The organism is Pseudomonas fluorescens, assembly GCF_040448305.1.
Taxonomy (GTDB): domain Bacteria; phylum Pseudomonadota; class Gammaproteobacteria; order Pseudomonadales; family Pseudomonadaceae; genus Aquipseudomonas; species Aquipseudomonas fluorescens_BH.
In genome coordinates this window covers 6,078,342-6,094,487 of the sequence record NZ_CP148752.1, presented here as the reverse complement: position 1 = coordinate 6,094,487, position 16,146 = coordinate 6,078,342, and the positions used below count along the sequence as shown (strand labels likewise).

The 16,146-nt window shown below is 62.3% G+C and carries 12 protein-coding genes; 5 read left to right on the top strand and 7 right to left on the bottom strand.

Annotation, left to right across the window (positions count from 1 at the left end; genetic code table 11):
• On the bottom strand, nucleotides 1-501 hold the full coding sequence (locus WHX55_RS27785; protein WP_150726873.1) for a DUF417 family protein: 501 nt from the start codon (nucleotides 499-501) through the stop codon (nucleotides 1-3).
• 220 nt (nucleotides 502-721) lie between these two features.
• Nucleotides 722-1,282 carry a cysteine hydrolase family protein gene (locus tag WHX55_RS27780; RefSeq protein ID WP_150726874.1) on the bottom strand — a complete coding sequence of 187 codons (561 nt, stop codon included), beginning with the start codon at nucleotides 1,280-1,282 and terminating at the stop codon, nucleotides 722-724.
• 101 nt (nucleotides 1,283-1,383) lie between these two features.
• Between WHX55_RS27780 and WHX55_RS27775 the strand changes: the two genes are divergently transcribed.
• From WHX55_RS27775 to WHX55_RS27760, 4 genes are all read left to right on the top strand, one after another.
• Nucleotides 1,384-2,376, top strand: coding sequence for a GlxA family transcriptional regulator (locus tag WHX55_RS27775; protein WP_150757827.1), 993 nt, complete (start codon nucleotides 1,384-1,386; stop codon nucleotides 2,374-2,376).
• A gap of 66 nt (nucleotides 2,377-2,442) precedes the next feature.
• Entirely contained in the window at nucleotides 2,443-2,610 is a 168-nt protein-coding gene (locus tag WHX55_RS27770) for a hypothetical protein (protein WP_353741661.1), read from the top strand.
• Nucleotides 2,611-2,661: 51 nt separating this feature from the next.
• The gene (locus tag WHX55_RS27765) at nucleotides 2,662-3,771 is read left to right on the top strand and encodes a DUF3182 family protein (RefSeq protein WP_150755409.1); all 1,110 of its coding nucleotides are present in this window, start codon (nucleotides 2,662-2,664) and stop codon (nucleotides 3,769-3,771) included.
• A complete protein-coding gene (locus WHX55_RS27760) occupies nucleotides 3,761-4,519 on the top strand; it encodes an alpha/beta fold hydrolase (protein WP_150755408.1) in 759 nt (252 codons plus the stop codon). The genes WHX55_RS27765 and WHX55_RS27760 overlap by 11 nt, the downstream gene beginning before the upstream one ends.
• 138 nt (nucleotides 4,520-4,657) lie before the next feature.
• On the opposite strand, the gene WHX55_RS27755 is transcribed toward WHX55_RS27760, so the two are convergent.
• The 4 genes from WHX55_RS27755 to WHX55_RS27740 form a co-directional block, all read right to left on the bottom strand.
• Nucleotides 4,658-5,644 carry a lysylphosphatidylglycerol synthase domain-containing protein gene (locus WHX55_RS27755; protein WP_151214214.1) on the bottom strand — a complete coding sequence of 329 codons (987 nt, stop codon included), beginning with the start codon at nucleotides 5,642-5,644 and terminating at the stop codon, nucleotides 4,658-4,660.
• A complete protein-coding gene (clsB, locus tag WHX55_RS27750; protein ID WP_150726879.1) occupies nucleotides 5,631-6,923 on the bottom strand; it encodes a cardiolipin synthase ClsB in 1,293 nt (430 codons plus the stop codon). Before clsB ends, WHX55_RS27755 begins: the two co-directional genes overlap by 14 nt.
• Entirely contained in the window at nucleotides 6,920-7,684 is a 765-nt protein-coding gene (locus tag WHX55_RS27745) for an endonuclease/exonuclease/phosphatase family protein (protein WP_224789068.1), read from the bottom strand. Before WHX55_RS27745 ends, clsB begins: the two co-directional genes overlap by 4 nt.
• Nucleotides 7,685-7,935: 251 nt before the next feature.
• A complete protein-coding gene (locus WHX55_RS27740) occupies nucleotides 7,936-9,147 on the bottom strand; it encodes an MFS transporter (protein WP_150757823.1) in 1,212 nt (403 codons plus the stop codon).
• Nucleotides 9,148-9,351: 204 nt separating this feature from the next.
• Between WHX55_RS27740 and WHX55_RS27735 the strand changes: the two genes are divergently transcribed.
• Nucleotides 9,352-11,481, top strand: a complete 2,130-nt coding sequence (locus WHX55_RS27735; protein ID WP_353741660.1) for a mechanosensitive ion channel family protein — start codon at nucleotides 9,352-9,354, stop codon at nucleotides 11,479-11,481.
• Nucleotides 11,482-11,633: 152 nt separating this feature from the next.
• On the opposite strand, the gene WHX55_RS27730 is transcribed toward WHX55_RS27735, so the two are convergent.
• On the bottom strand, nucleotides 11,634-15,941 hold the full coding sequence (locus WHX55_RS27730; protein ID WP_353741659.1) for a DEAD/DEAH box helicase: 4,308 nt from the start codon (nucleotides 15,939-15,941) through the stop codon (nucleotides 11,634-11,636).
• Nucleotides 15,942-16,146 lie beyond the last annotated feature (205 nt).

The window sequence follows — 16,146 nt, the reverse complement described above, 5'->3', positions numbered from 1 at the left end:
TCAAGGGGTTTCCAGTCTGGTCAGCGAATGGCCCGCCACGAACAGGGAGGCGGCAAGCAAGCCGATGTCCTTGAGCAGGAACTGGCCTGGCGCGACCGTAATGGCCGGGAAACCAAGGCCGGGCTCAATCACGCCGGGTGTCGAGAACATAAAGCTCAAGGTGGTGAAAAATAACCCGGCCGATAAGGCACCTCCGATCAAGGAAAGCTTTGGTGACAGCAGGCGGCCTGCAATCAGTACGCCGATGGAAACCTCCAGGACACCGAGCAAACTGGAAAACAGATCGACACTGAAAAGGTCATAGACCCATCCCAGGAAGGGGCTGTTGCTCACCAGTGGCACCAGTCCCTCCGCTTCATAGTGGGTAAATTTCATTCCGCCGAACCAGAAGTAGATAACGGCGAGGGCAAAGTAAATGCCGTAGGTCCCGATCGCCATGGTGGTGAGTCCGAGGGATGTTTTTTTCGACAGGCTGTCAGTGCTGATATTCATGCTGTTCATTGTTCAGGCTTCCAGTGAGTTATCCAGAAAGTGGCATGGGTGAAAGCAACATCCCCCGCGTAGGCGTTGGGAGTGGAGTGATTGTTGGCTTTGGCATGACTTTCCAGGGTTCTGGCGGTATTGCGTTCGATGCAGATCGTCCAGACTCACTGGCAATAAAAGCCCATGGCATGTGAGGCCATGGGCTTTTTCATTTTTGCTGTCTCGTCCTGAATAAGGTTTACACCTTCTGGCTTCCTATCAGGAACTCGTTGGTCGACACCACGCTGGCATAGGCAAACGCCAAGGCCGCCATGAACGCTGCATGAACCTGCGCCGCCGGGACCGTCACGCCATTGAACTCCAGGTCACGGGTCGCGCAGGCATCATGGATGACGGTGACCGTATAGCCAAAATCCGCCGCCGCACGGGTGATGCCGTCGACGCACATGTGGCTCATGCTGCCCACGACCACCAGTTCCTTGATGCCTTGCTCGTCGAGGATCGATTTCAGCTCGGTTTCGCGGAACGAGTTGACGAAGTGCTTGAGCACCACCGGTTCGTCCGCACGGTTGAGCACTTTCGGGTGCAACTTCGCGCCTTCAGAGTTCGGAGTGAAAAACGGCGCCTCTTCGGAAGTGAATTCGTGGCGGATGTGCACCACCGAATCCCCCGCGTCGCGGAAGGCCTTGATCAGGCGGACGGCGTTGTCGGCGGCGGCGTCGGCACCGACCAGCGGCCACTTGCCTTGGGGGAAGTAGTCGTTCTGGATATCGACTACGATGAGCGCTTGCTTGGCCATGACTGATTCCTCGAAGTGTGTGTTGGTGTGGAATGAAGTATTGGCTCTGGCAGGCGATCCGAGGATTGGCCGCACCGACAATAGAAGGGGGAAAACTGACAATGGACGCAGAAAGGGCAATCGCTGAACTGGGCGTGCTGATCTATCCCGGCGCGCAGATGGCGGCGGTGCATGGGCTGACGGACTTGTTCGGGGTGGCCAACCGGATTGCCGCCGAGCATCAGTCTGCGCAGTTGCCGCTGTTGCGGGTCAGCCATTGGCAGGTCGAAGGCGATCAGCCGCCGGTTCGGGTCTTCGATAGTCATTCCGGACCGGAGCGCGCCCTGGTGGCCGTGTTGATTCCGCCGTCAATCGGCGGTTTTTCCGAGGGCCAGGCGCCACAGGGATTGATCCGCTGGTTGCGTGAGCAACATGCCAACGGCGCGACACTGGGCGGGGTTTGCGTGGGTTCTATCCTGTTGGCCGAAAGTGGTCTGCTCGACGGTCGCAGCGCCACCACCCACTGGACCTCGGCCAAAGCCTTTGCCGAACGTTATCCGGCGATCCGGCTCAAGGCCGATACGCCTATTGTCGATGACGGCGACCTGATTACCACCGCCGGGCTGATGGCTTGGTCGGAACTGGGTCTGCGCCTGGTCAACCGGCTGCTGGGGCCAAGCATCGCCACCAACACCGCGCGTTTTCTGGTGGTGGAACACAGCGACAGCGCCAGTGAGTGCGGCAGCAATTTTGCGCCGATCCTCAGCCACGGCGATGCGGCGATCCTCAAGGTGCAACACTGGTTGCAAAGCACCGGGGCGACCGATGTGTCGCTGGCGGCGATGGCCGAAAAGGCAGGGCTGGAAGAACGCACCTTCCTGCGCCGTTTCCGCGGGGCCACCGGGCTCAAACCCACGGAATACTGCCAGCATCTGCGAGTCGGCAAGGCCCGGGAAATGCTTGAGTTCACCAACGGCACCATTGACCACATCGCCTGGACCGTGGGTTATCAGGACCCCGGGGCGTTTCGTGCGACGTTCAGGAAAATCACCGGGCTGGCGCCGAGTGATTATCGGACGCGGTTTGGGGTGACGCCGGGGGCTGCGGCACGGTAAGTGGAACACCGAAAATCCAGTGTAGGAGCGAGCCTGCTCGCGATAGCAGTGTGTCAGGCGACATCAATGTTGATGATGCTGGCCTCATCGCGAGCAGGCTCGCTCCCGCAGGGAGTCGTGCAAAATGCCGGAATATCAAAGGGCGTCGTGCAGAATAAAACAGGCCCAATGCCATCATTTTCCACGCAATGGGCTGATTTAAAACCCCTTTTTCCACAACAGGCCTTGGCCTGATCTCTGCACCCCTTCAGCTACATTCATCAAGCCTCGATTGAAGGGGGATGCATGACCCCAGCAAACAGCAGGAAACTGGTGGTCGCCCATTCGGTGCTCGCCGATGCGCCAGAGCACGAAGTTGAAACCAACCGTGCACTGGCCCGCTGGCTGGCGCAGATACTGGGGCTCAAGTACGGCGGCAGCTACGACCCGCAGCTGCATGCCGGGCGGGACCTCTACCTGTTGCCGACCCAGACCCTGGTGGGCGCTGCGGCTGCCCGGCAACTGGGGGTCAAGGGGCCGGAGGATTTGTGGGGTGGTTATGTCGACCACGACTTCATCTGCACCAAAGCCATCAGTCACGGATTGCTCAACCGTCACGCCCATGCGCCGCCAGGCTGGGCTCCGTTGTTTTCTGAGCGGGTGCGCAGCGTGGTGCTCGACGGTCTCAGCGTGTTCTCCCTGAAGGATGCGCGCCCGGCGGCGGAGCATCTGTTGTACACCGGGCCGATCCGCCTGAAGCCGATTCATGCCTGTGCCGGACGTGGACAGGAGGTGATCAAGAGCCTCGACGAGTTCGATGAGCTGCTTGCCCAACCCGAGGCTGAGGCGATGTTCACCGAAGGCGTGGTGCTCGAACAGGACCTGGACCAGGTGATCACCCACAGCGTCGGCCAGAGTCGTATCGGCGGCAAGGTACTCAGTTACTGCGGTGATCAATATTTGACCGAGGACGCTCAGGGTGAACAGGTGTATGGCGGATCCAACCTGCTGGTGGTGCCAGGCGGCTATGACGAATTGTTGAAACTGGATCTGCCGGAAGACGTGCGCCTGGCGATCCACCAGGCACAGGTGTTCGACAGCGCGGCGGATGAAGCCTACCCAGGTTTCTATGCCTCGCGGCGCAACTACGACATCGCCCAGGGCGTCGGCAGCGACGGCCGGCCACGCAGCGGTGTGCTCGAACAGTCCTGGCGCATGGGCGGAGCCAGCAGCGCCGAAGTGGCGGCGTTGCAGAGTTTCGTCAACGATCCGGGGATGTGCGCGATTCGTGTGTCTTCGGTGGAAACCTACATCGATCAGCCGCTGCCGGCGGACGCCATCGAGGTGTACCGCGGGCCGGCGCAGTCCAGTGACTTTCTCCTCAAGTACGTGACGGTTAAATCCTATGACGGCTAGAAGCGAATCCATTCAGATCGACATCGACGACGAACAGATGAGCGGGACCTTCCTGAGCCCCAAATCGAAAGTCCCCGGCGTGCTCTTCGTGCACGGTTGGGGCGGCAGCCAGGAGCGGGATCTGGAACGCGCCAAAGGCATCGCCGGGTTGGGTTGTGTATGCCTGACCTTCGACCTGCGCGGGCACACTGGTGGCACCGGCATCCCATTGACCCGGGTGACCCGGGAAGACAATTTGCGTGACCTGCTGGCGGCCTATGACCGCTTGCTCGCGCACCCGGCCCTCGATACCTCGGCGATTGCCGTGGTCGGCACCAGTTACGGGGGTTATCTGGCCTCGATCCTGACCTCGCTCAGACCGGTGCGCTGGCTGGCGCTGCGGGTGCCGGCGCTGTATCGCGACGAGCAATGGCTCGCGCCGAAACGCGACCTGGACAAGCTGGATCTGCGTGATTACCGAAGCACCCTGGTGCGTGCCGACAGCAATCGTGCCTTGCATGCCTGCTCGCAATTCACCGGGGATGTCCTGCTGGTGCAGTCGGAGACCGACGACTACGTGCCCCATTCGACAATCATGAGTTACCGCGCGGCGTGCCAGCAGACTCACTCGCTGACCCATCGCATCATCGATGGCGCCGACCACGCGCTGAGCGACCCGGTTTCGCAGCAGGCCTACACCTCGATCCTCGTTGGCTGGATTACCGAGATGGTGGTGGGGGAGCGGTTGAGCATTATTCAATCGTCCTGAGATTTGCGGTGGTCTTGCGACCAATCGCGAGCAGGCTCGCTCCCACAGTAGTTCGGTGGTGAATACAGTTTTTGTGGAACACTTGAGATCCAATGTGGGAGCGAGCCTGCTCGCGATGGCGTCGTCACAACCACCCCATCACTTCGGTTTTCTCTCGACCCGCAACGCCTTGGCCTTGGCTTCCACCAGCAAATACATCACCAGGGCAATCAACAACGGCAGGATGAAATAAATCGCTCGATAGGCCAGCAGTCCCGCCACCAGGCTGCCCCGCGAAGCCTCGTGTTGCAGCAGCGCCACGAACACGGCTTCCAGCACGCCGAGCCCGGCCGGGATGTGAGTGATGACCCCGGCGATGGCGCTGATCAACAGCACGCCCAGCACCAGTGGATAGTCCAGTTTGTTCGGCAGCAAGGTGAAGATCACCGCTGCCATCAGCGACCAGTTCAGGGCACCGAGGGCCAGTTGCAGCACGGCCATGCGCGGCGACGGCAGGTCAATCTCCACACCACGAATCACCCACTCCCGTCGTTTGGCAAACCGGCACGCCACCAGGTATCCGGCGCTCAGCAGCAATAGCAAAATCCCCACGCCTTGCAGCGCGCTACTGCTGAGCTTCCAGCCCGGTGGCATGCGCACCAGCCCGCTGCTGAACACGGCGCCGGCAATGACCATGTAACCAAACCAGTTGGTGGCCAGGCTCAGGCCGAGGATTTTCGCGATGTTGCTCTTGCTGACCCCTAGCCGCGAATACAACCGGTATCGCATGGCGATGCCACCGACCCAGGCGCTCAGGTTCAGGTTGAAGGCGTAGCTGATGACGCCCACGGGCAGAATCTGCTTCCAGGTCAGGTTCTGGCGGATGTAGGTGCGGCCGATCAGGTCGAAGCAGGCGTACACCAGAAAACTCACCAGGGTCAGCCCCGACGCAATGATCAGTGTGCGCACCTTGAAATCTGCCAGGTTATCGAACACTTCGCTCCATTCGAGGCGCTGGGCGAGCATCGTGAACAGCACGATCAGCATCAGGAAAAACAGCATCGTCAGCGGTCGTTTCCAGCGGCTCCAGTGCGACTTGCCGGGGCTTTTGGCGTGAGTTGCCGTGTCGGGCTCAGCGCGGTTCATGGTCAGCGCTCCCGGTCGGAGGGGGGAAGGGTTTCAGGCGAGGTTTATGCGCTGGCAACCAACCGGCCCACGCCGGGAAATGCCGCAGGAAGTGAAACACCAGAAAACCTATGGTCATGTGCCAGACACGTCCGCGTGGCGCGATGTCGGGAGACATGACCTTGCAATGGTTGTCGCTGAGGTCTTCCAGGCGATCGAACAGATGACGATTGAAGCCTCGGTCGCGGATCAGCACGTTGGCTTCCAGATTCATCGACAGGCTCAACGGGTCGAGGTTGCTCGAGCCAACGGTGCTCCAGTCCTCATCCACCAGCGCGACCTTACCGTGCAGCGGGCGGTCGCAATATTCGTAGATCTTCACCCCGGATTTGAGCAGGTAGTCATAGGTCATGCGCGCCGCGAGCCTGGCCACCCGCATGTCTGGCTGGCCCTGCAGGATCAGCCGCACATCCACGCCTCGGCGGGCCGCGTTACGGATCTCGCGCAGCAAACGGAAACCGGGAAAGAAGTAGGCGTTGGCGATCACCACCCGGCGCTGCGCCTGGCGCAATACCTGGCGGTAAACCTCCTCGATGTCGGTCTGGTGTTCCCCGTTGTCGCGGTACACCAGCCGCACCTGGCCATCGTGATCGCTGAAGGCCAGTTCCGAACGTCGCTGCCAGCGGCGGCGCCACCAGTATTTGGCGTGCGCCGGGCGACCGCATTGCAGCAGGGCAAAGTGATGGATATCGGCAACGGCCGGACCCTGAACTTCTACGGAATAATCCTGTTTGGCCTCGGGGCCGAAGTCGGCCAGATGATCGGCGGAAAAGTTGATCCCGCCGACGAACGCCACGGTGCCATCCACCACCACAATCTTGCGGTGCAGGCGCCGGAACCAGTTGGTGCGGATGCCCAGGCGTTTCGGAGCCGGGTCGAATATTTGCAGGTGCACGCCGGCGGCGGTCAGGGCGGTGAGGAACCCGGTACTCAGTTCGCCGCAGCCAAAGCCGTCGAGGCTGACGGTGGTACGCACGCCGCGTTGAGCGGCTTCGATCAGGATCTGTTGCAGCTCGTTGCCGACCTTGTCCTCGAACAGAATGAAGGTTTCCAGCAGGATTTCACTTTGCGCCCGGCGCAGGGCTTCAAACACCCGGGGAAAGTACGCCTCGCCGTTTTCCAGCAACTCGACCCGATTGCTGCCTTGCCAGCCGTATTCGACATCGACCGCAGTCGGCTCGCGGGAGGGCGGAGCGGGGATGTGTTCCAGCGTGGTTTTTTCCATCGAGTGGCTGCTCATAGCTCGATCTCCACCGACAGCGGGACGTGGTCGGAAAGGTGTGACCAGGGCCGGGAGGTCAGCACTTGCGGATGGCTGGCCTTGAGGTTGCGTACGTAGATGCGGTCCAGGCGCAAAGCCGGCAAGCGCGCGGGGAAACTGCGCGCCGGTTTGCCATGGTGCGCGGCGAAGACTTCGCGCAAACCGCTGGGCGTGAGCAATGCATCGGCGCGCTGGCGCCAATCGTTGAAGTCCCCGGCGACAATCACCGGGGCGTCGTCGGGCAGGGCGTCCAGGCGTTGGGCGAGCAACTTCAGTTGCGCTGTGCGGTGGGTTTCGCGCAGCCCCAGGTGCACGCAGATCGCATGCACTTCCTGGCCATCATCGGGCAAGCGCAACACGCAATGCAGAATTCCGCGGTTCTCGTGGCCGCTGATGGACACGTCGAGGTTGTCGTGGCGGATGATCTGGAACTTCGACAACAGCGCATTACCGTGATCGCCCGCCGGATACACCGCATTGCGGCCATAGGCGAACTGCGGCCACAGGCTGTCGGCGAGGAATTCGTATTGCGGCATCGCCGGCCAGTTGGTGTAGCGCCTGGGATGCTGTTCGTGGGTGCCGTGGACTTCCTGCAAAAACACCACATCGGCAGACACACTGCGCACCGCTTCACGCAGTTCCGGCAGGATGAAGCGCCGGTTGAGCGCGGTGAAACCTTTATGGGTGTTGACCGTCAGCACCGTGAAACGACAAGTGACGGACGAACCCTGTACCCGCATTTCGGTTGCGTTTGAGTGTGCGGGAATATCGGTGTGATTCGCTGTCATGTCGTCTCCCGCCTGACGGCTCCTGTCTTTGGATGACCCTGGAGCGGTGGCGAAAGTTTCGATGGGGCTACGGACGGTACATTTTCTGCAGAACACCACCGAACAATTGTGGGAGCGAGCCTGCTCGCGAAGGCGGCTTATCAGTCACATCCATATTGAATGGACCACCGTCATCGCGAGCAGGCTCGCTCCCACAGGGTTTATCAGTGACTTGTTACAACGCGGGCAGAGCCCTCAGCCGGTTCGGCATAGACCGGGCCGAGGCGATCAAGACGTCCACTCCAAGCGGTCAATGCCAGCGCCACCAACACCACCAGACCACCGATCCACGCGGTGTGAATCAACCCCATGTGGGCGACGATCAGGCCACCACCCCACGCGCCACCGGCAATGCCGAGGTTGAACGCCGCGATGTTCAGGCCGGACGCCACGTCCACCGCCTGCGGGGTGTGATGCTCCGCCTGACGCACCACATACACCTGCAATCCCGGCACGTTGCCGAATGCCACAGCGCCCCAGACCAGCACGGTGGCCAGCGCGAGCCAAGGATTGCCGGCGGTGAAAGTCAGCACGAACAACACGGCGGCGAGCAGGGCAAAGATGATTTTCAGGGCGCTGATCGGGCCGCGCTTGTCCGCCAGTTTGCCGCCCCATATGTTGCCGACGGCCACGGAGATGCCGTAGACCAGCAACACCAGGCTGACGGTGCTGGCGCTGAAGCCGGAGAGGTCCTGAAGAATCGGTGCGAGGAAGGTGAAGGCAATGAACGAGCCACCGTAGCCGACGGCCGTCATGGCATACACCAGCAACAGGCGCGGTTGTTTGAGCACCTGCAGTTGCTGCAACAACGAGGCGGGTTTGCTGTGGGCGATATTTTTCGGCACGTAGAGCAGGCTGCCGATGAAGGCGATCACGCCCAGTACGGAAACGGCGAGGAAGGTTTCACGCCAGCCGAAATGCTGGCCGATGAATGTCCCCAGCGGCACGCCGGTGACCAACGCCACGGTCAGGCCGGTGAACATGATGGCAATCGCGCTGGCGGCTTTTTCCTTCGGCACTAGACTGGTGGCGATAGTTGAGCCGATCGAGAAAAACACCCCGTGGGCCAGGCCGGTGACGATCCGTGCGAGGATCAATGACTCGTAACTTGGTGCTTGCCACGCCAGCAGATTGCCGAGGGTGAACAGCACCATCAGCGACAACAGCAGCAATTTGCGCGGAACCTTGCCGGTGAGGGCGGTCAGCACCGGGGCGCCGACGGCAACGCCAAGGGCATACAGACTGACCAGCAGGCCAGCGGACGGCAGACTGACGCCGAGGTCGGCGCCAATGGTGGGTAACAGGCCAACGATGACGAACTCGGTCGTCCCGATGGCAAAGGCGCTGAGGGTCAGCGCGAGCAGGGCAATGGGCATGGCTGCAACTCCGGAGATTGATTCGATGGAGCGCAGTGTCGGGATTTGGCTCGTTCAGAAAAATACAGGGATGGACATTTGATATTTGCCTTGGGCGCAAAGATCGCGAGCGCGGGTGTTAGTCTGTGGCGAGGGAGCTATATCCGAACTTGCCCGGCATTTCTCGATCAGTTCCTTACCGACACAGCCAAAGGAGCGGGTGCATTGATCAGGCTCAAGACCGCGATTCTGCTGGGAGCGTTGCTGTTTGTGGGCAGCGAGCAACTGGAAGCCGCCGCGATACCGGGGCTGCCCGCCACCGCGACTGCCGCGACGCCGCCGGCCCACCCCGAACCGCTGGTGCAAGGCGGGTTATTGGGGGCCATCAGTTCAAGCATCGACGAGGTCCAGACCAAACTCGATCTCAACGAAAACCTCGTCGACGTCTGGCGCCTGCGTGCCGACCGCGCGGCCGATGAAGTGGATCAGTTGGTCAATCAGCCATCGGCCCGTTCGCCCTGGAGCGTCGCCAGCGATTTCCTGCTGCTGACCTGCGTGTGGGCGGTGGTGTTTGCCTGTCTGTGGCTGCTTGGGCGGATGGCCGCCAGGCGACTGTGCGAGCATCGTCTGCTGCTCAGTCGTGAGCGGGGCCAGGCGTTGCTCGGCTACGTGCTGCCCTACACCCTTGCGGCGGTGATCAGTCTGCCGTTGACGATTTATGCCAGTCAGTTTTTGCCGATATCGGCGGGACGGGCGCTGGCGCTGTGTCTGGCTTATGCCGCCAGCGCGGGGATATTTGCCGCGTCATTGGTGCTGTCGCTGGTGGTGGTGTTCAATACCGGGCACAAGCGGCGGGCGGTGCAGATCATCCGCGTGAAGAGTCCCCGGCCCTTGTTCGTTATCGGCTTTCTGGTGGCATTGAGCGACGCCCTGACCAGCCCGCAGATCGCCCATCAACTGGGCAACAATCTCACCAGCAGCATCGCCGTATTCACCGGGTTGGCAGCGTCGATGTCCTTCGGCTTGCTGGTGATCCGCATGCGTCGCCCGGTCGCCCAGGTGATCCGCATCCTGCCGCTGGCCCAGCGCCTCAGGCAGCCGGCGCTGCGTGAAACCCTGCGGATATTTTCCGGGCTCTGGTATTGGCCGATTCTGTTGATGGTACTGGTTTCGATCATCAACCTGATCGGCGCCGGGGCGGACAATCAGAGAGTGCTGCGCAGCGCCTTGTTCACCACGGTGTTGCTGATTGCCACGGTATTTCTCAGCACCACGCTGCACCATTTGTTCAAGGCGCGCAGCGAAGCGGACCTGCGCCGCAGCAGCGCCTACAAGGAGCGCTTTCTCAATCTGTCCCATGCCTTGCTGCGCATCGCCATGGCCATCGTGTTCATCGATATCCTCGGACGGGTCTGGGGCGTGTCGCTGTTCGAATTCGCGGTGAGCAATGCCGTGGGCCGGGCGATCAGTGATTCCCTGGGCCACATCGGTTTGATCCTGCTGGTGACCTGGATGGTCTGGGTGGTGCTCGACACGGCGATTCAGGAAGCCCTGAAACCGCCGACCAACAAGCGCTCGGCGCGCCAGCCGAGTACGCGGGTGAAAACCATCCTGCCGCTGCTGCGCAACGCGATCAAAATCATCCTGGTGGTGATTTGCGCGATCACCACCATGGCCAACCTGGGGATCAACGTCGCGCCATTCCTGGCAGGTGCCGGGGTCATCGGCCTGGCGATCGGTTTCGGTTCCCAGCAACTGGTGCAGGACGTGATCACCGGGCTGTTCATCATCATAGAAGACACCTTGTCCATCGGTGACTGGGTGGTGCTCGATTCAGGGCATGCCGGTACCGTCGAAGGCCTGACCATCCGCACCTTGCGCCTGCGCGACGGCAAGGGCTTCGTGCACTCGGTGCCGTTCGGGCAGATCAAGGCCGTGACCAACCAATCGCGGCAATTCGCCTATGCGTTTTTCTCGGTGCAATTCACCTACGACACCGATGTCGACAAGGCCATCGAACTGATCCGCGAGGCCGGGCACTCCATCAGCAACGACCCGTTCCTGCGCTACAACCTGCAAGGGCCGCTGGATGTTTTTGGCGTCGACAGGATGGACCTCAACGGTGTGGTGCTGACCGCGCAATTCCGCACGGTGTCCGGTGGCCAATATGCGGTGAGCCGGGCTTTCAACCAGCGTTTGAAAAAGCTTGTGGATAACTGCCCGTGGGTGAACTTCGCGCAGACTTATCCACAGCAGGCGCTGGTGCCGAGGCATCCGGTCGAACCACCACCCGAGGCAGGGCATGAGCCGGACCATTCGGCGGTGCTGATGCCGGATCGGCCGCGGTCTCAATAGTCAGTTTTGTACTTGAGGTTTTCAGTGGCTGGTCTGGCCCCATCGCGAGCAAGCTCGCTCCCACAGTGATCTCTTTTGTGCCCAAAATTTGTATTCACAGAAAATCCCCTGTGGGAGCGAGCTTGCTCGCGATGGGGCCGGTTCAGACGACATTAATGCCGGATAAGCTTACTGCGCACTTCAGCCATCGCCTGTTCATTCAGCTCCAACCAGAACTGCTGCTTGCCGGCAATCTCCGCAGCCACCGGCAAACCATCGCGATACACCAGCCGATTGCTCGCCAGTGCCGGGACTTTCGCACCGGGCAATAGCGTGCCGGCGAGGTTCAGCGGATCGACCCCGCACACTGCGACCAGGCTGCCGTCATGGGGCCGACGCCGCACTTCCCGCAACAAGGGGATCGCCTCGGGCAGGGCGAATTGCTCGCCCGCCAGTCCGCTGACAAACCGCCCGCCGCGAATCTCGCCGCGTGCCTCCAGGCGATGGAAAGTGCGCAGCAGTTCACGCCAGCTCGGCAACCAGTCCGCCTCACGTTCCAGCAGGCGCCAGAACACCACACCGTAGCGGCGCAGCAAGGTCATGGCGATGTGTTCAAGGGTTTCGGCAGGCATCCGCTGGTTTTGCTCCACCGGCGCGGCAGGCGCGCGTCGCAACAGGGCCCAGCGCCCGGCGTCGTCCATGCCACCGATGAATGCCCCGCGTCCACGCCGACTGTTGCGCGGCTGGCGCTTGCTGGCCGGGGTGATCAGTGCGCGCAATCCGGCGAAGCTGTCGGCATTCACCAGCCCTGCGCCCACCAGTTCCTGCAGGGCGATTTCCAGCTCCGAACGCAGCAGGTGGGCCTCATGGATCAGCTCGTCGAAAAACAGCGCGCCATGCTGGCTGAGGGCGGCGTGGACCTTTTGCGTTTTCGGCGACAGTTCGCTGACCGGCGTCTGTTCGGTCAAGCCGCTCCAGAGGCCGACCCGGTTGCGCGGCAGCAACACAATCGGCGTACTGCGCAGCGCGGTGCTGGCGCTTTTGTTGTGCGCAGTCAGGCGCGTCCACGCCAGTCTGCCACTGCGACACAACTCATCCAGCCAGGTCGCTGAGTAGTCCTTGATCCGTCCCGCCAGGATGTCGCTGTCCCAGGCTGAAGCGGCGGCGGGGTAGCCTTCGAATTGCGCAATAACGGCCGGCAAAACCGCCGCGCCCTGACCCTGACTTGCGCTCGACACATGCTGCCAGTCGAACAGGAATCGCATGAAATCCTGCAACGCCACCGGTTCGATTTCCCGGCGCAGGCGCTTGACCGTATAGCGATGAATCCGCGCCAGCAAATGCCGCTCGCACCATTCTTCCTGGGCGGTGCCCGGAGTGAAGCGACCGCGCAGCACGTAGCCTTCGCGTTCCAGTTGGGCCAGGGCCTGGTTGACCTGTGCAGCGGGCAAGCCGAGCGGTTCGGCAATGCGATCGAGCGCCAGCGGACCGAAGGCGCTGAGCCGCGCGCGGATCAGTTCGAGGATGGCGTCGTCGGCTTCCCAGACCTCGTCGAAGTCCGGCAGCGCTTGCAGCGACGGCGTCAATTCGGCCTGTGGATAAATCGCCCGCAGGCAAGTCAGCCGTTCCAGTGCCAGCCACAGTGATTGCCCTGCGTTGATCTGCAAACGGCTCGCGCGTCCGCTATCGGTCAGGGTCGTGAGCCAGTCGAGCCACTGCGGATTGGCGTCGGCCTCGGCATCGGTGATGCACGCCAGGCTCATCAAGGCCTCGTGCATTTCATCGACAGCGGAGGGCGCTGGCCAGGCTTCGTCGCGCACGGCGGCAATCGCCTCGGCGTCCAGCGCACCGAGATCGTTGGTGGATTGCGGGTCGCTCCAGCGCCGATTGAGCACTGCCTGGGTTCTACGTTCCTCCAGCGGCGCATCGTCGAGAAAGGTGTAGGGGCGGGCGCTGAGAATCTCCGCCGCCAGCGGCGAAGGCGCTGGCAAGTCGCGGCTGATCAGGCGAATGTCGCCGCGCTCCATGCGCCGCAACAAGTCCAGCCAGCCTTGGCTGTCCATGGCGTCGTGCAGGCAATCGTCGAGGGTCTGCTCTACCAGCGGATGGTCGGGAATCTCCCGTTCGCCGGCGAGGTTTTCCACGCAGGCGATCTGATCGGGAAACACACTGGCGATCAGGTCTTCGCTTTTCATCCGCTGGATCTGCGGCGGGACTTTACGCCCGCCGCTGTAGCGCGGCAACGCCAGGGCCACGCCGGCATTCCAGCGCCAGCGCACGCCGAACAGCGGCGCGTCGAGCACGGCCTGGATCAGGATGTGTTCGGCACTGTTGCTGTGCAGGTAGCGCCAGACGTCGTCCAGTTCAAAACTGTGGCTGGTGGACAGCGACAGCACGATGGCGTCTTCGCTGGCGGCGGCCTGCAATTCGAAGTTGAAGGTGCGACAGAAACGCTTGCGCAGGGCCAGGCCCCAGGCGCGGTTGATACGGCTGCCAAACGGCGTGTGAATGACCAGTTGCGTGCCGCCGGACTCGTCGAAAAAGCGCTCCATCAGCAGCGTGTCTTGGGATGGCAGGGCGCCCAGCGTTTGCCGCGCGCGGGCCAGGTAGTCCACCAGTTGTTCGGCGCTGGCGATGTTCAAACCCAGGGTCTCGGTCAGCCAGTCGAGCGCTGGCTGCAAGTTGCCTGGCGCAGCCCCCAGCAGGTCGTCGAGTTGTGCCTGCAAGCGCGCTACCGCCGAGGACAATTCGGCGCTGCGCCCCGGTGCTTCACCGAGCCAGAACGGAATGGTCGGCGGTTGGCCCTGGGCATCCTCGACCCGGACCTTGCCGGTTTCCACCCGCAGGATCCGATAGGACGTGTTGCCCAACTGGAAGATATCCCCGGCAATGCTTTCCACGGCGAAGTCTTCGTTGATGGTGCCGATGTTCAGCCCTTGAGGCTCCAGCAGCACGCTGTAGTCGGCGTTGTCCGGAATGGTCCCGCCACTGGTCACCGCCGTCAGTTTCGCACCCCGGCGGCCGCGCAGGGTGCGGCTCACGGCGTCGCGATGCAGGTAGGCGCTGCGGATACCCTGACGCCCGTTGTAACCCTCTGCGAGCATGTGCAGCAGCGCCTGATAGTGTTTGTCGTCGAGTGCGGCGTAGGGCGAGGCGCGGCGCAGCATTTCCAGCAGCGCTTGCTCCGGCCACTCCTGACAACTGACCTCGGCGATGATCTGCTGCGCCAGCACGTCCAGCGGCGCTTGCGGTATCAACAAGATATCGAGTTCGCCCCGGCGCACGCAGTCGAGCAGCGCGGCGCATTCGATCAGGTCGTCGCGAGTGGTGGCGAACAAACGGCCCTTGGGCGTGCCGCCGACCTGATGCCCGGAACGGCCGACCCGTTGCAGAAAGCCGGCAATCGAACGCGGCGAGGCGATCTGGCACACCAGGTCGACGTCGCCGATGTCGATCCCCAGTTCCAGCGACGCCGTGGCGATCAGCACTTGCAGGTCGCCGCGCTTGAGACGCTGCTCGGCATCGAGGCGAAATTCCTTGGCCAGGCTGCCGTGATGGGCCGCCACGGCATCCTTGCCCAGGCGCTCGCTCAGGTGCCGGCTCAGGCGTTCGACCAGGCGCCGGGTGTTGACGAAAATCAGCGTGGTCCGGTGTTCCCGGGCGAGGGCGGCGAGACGGTCGTACACCAGTTCCCAGACATCGTTGGCCATCACGGCCGATAGCGGCACGGGCGGCACTTCGATGTCCAGGTCGCGGGGACGGGCGTGGCCGATGTCGACGATCTCGCACGGGCGGTTGTGACCGACCAGGAAGCGCGAGACGGCTTCGATGGGTTTTTGCGTGGCAGACAGACCGATGCGCAGCAGCGGCTCCGGGCAGAGTGCTTGCAGGCGTTCAAGGCTCAGGGCCAGGTGACTGCCGCGCTTGCTGGCGGCCATGGCGTGGATTTCGTCGACGATCACCGTTTGTGCGGTGCCGAGCATCTGCCGGCCGGAGTCGGAGCCGAGCAGCACATACAGGGATTCCGGCGTGGTCACCAGAATGTGCGGCGCCGTTTTGCGCATCGCCGAACGGTCTTTTTGCGGCGTATCGCCGGTGCGCACGGCGGTGCTGATCTGCAATTGCGGCAGGCCCATCACGCGCAATTGCTCGGTAATGCCGACCAGCGGGGTTTGCAGGTTGATCTGGATGTCGTTGGACAGCGCCTTGAGCGGCGAGACGTAGACCACCAGGGTGGCGTTGGGCAAGCCTTCGGGGCTTTCCAGGCCACGGTGCACCAGGTCGTCGATGACGGCGAGAAAGGCGGTGAGGGTCTTGCCGGAACCGGTGGGCGCGGCGACCAAAGTCGAGCGGCGCTGGCGGATCAACGGCCACGCCCGGGCCTGGGCGGCGGTGACCGCTGCGAACGTGTGGCTGAACCAGGCGCTGACGGCAGGGTGAAAGCCGCTCAGGGCACTGTCTGCGGGGATGGGCAGGTTCATGCAGCAATTTATGCGGGTGGGGACGGGAAGTTGCAAGTACCGCTCGGGGATCTCTGTTGACTGACAGGGCCTCATCGCGAGCAAGCTCGCTCCCACAATGGTTTTGTGTACACCGGCCCACTGTGGGAGCGAGCTTGCTCGCGATGAGGCCAGTCCAGGCACCGCAAAAGTCGGACATCTACACTTTACGGGTGACGGTTGCGCA

Bases quoted from the DNA above. Each gene is read 5' to 3' on its own strand.
- WHX55_RS27740 (WP_150757823.1), bottom strand. From the start codon at position 9,147: ATGCCCATTGCCCTGCTCGCGCTGACCCTCAGCGCCTTTGCCATCGGG.
- WHX55_RS27785 (WP_150726873.1), bottom strand. From the start codon at position 501: ATGAACAGCATGAATATCAGCACTGACAGCCTGTCGAAAAAAACATCC.
- WHX55_RS27730 (WP_353741659.1), bottom strand. From the start codon at position 15,941: ATGAACCTGCCCATCCCCGCAGACAGTGCCCTGAGCGGCTTTCACCCT.
- WHX55_RS27780 (WP_150726874.1), bottom strand. From the start codon at position 1,282: ATGGCCAAGCAAGCGCTCATCGTAGTCGATATCCAGAACGACTACTTC.
- WHX55_RS27770 (WP_353741661.1), top strand. From the start codon at position 2,443: ATGTTGATGATGCTGGCCTCATCGCGAGCAGGCTCGCTCCCGCAGGGA.
- WHX55_RS27775 (WP_150757827.1), top strand. From the start codon at position 1,384: ATGGACGCAGAAAGGGCAATCGCTGAACTGGGCGTGCTGATCTATCCC.
- WHX55_RS27755 (WP_151214214.1), bottom strand. From the start codon at position 5,644: ATGAACCGCGCTGAGCCCGACACGGCAACTCACGCCAAAAGCCCCGGC.
- clsB (WP_150726879.1), bottom strand. From the start codon at position 6,923: ATGAGCAGCCACTCGATGGAAAAAACCACGCTGGAACACATCCCCGCT.
- WHX55_RS27765 (WP_150755409.1), top strand. From the start codon at position 2,662: ATGACCCCAGCAAACAGCAGGAAACTGGTGGTCGCCCATTCGGTGCTC.
- WHX55_RS27745 (WP_224789068.1), bottom strand. From the start codon at position 7,684: ATGCGGGTACAGGGTTCGTCCGTCACTTGTCGTTTCACGGTGCTGACG.
- WHX55_RS27760 (WP_150755408.1), top strand. From the start codon at position 3,761: ATGACGGCTAGAAGCGAATCCATTCAGATCGACATCGACGACGAACAG.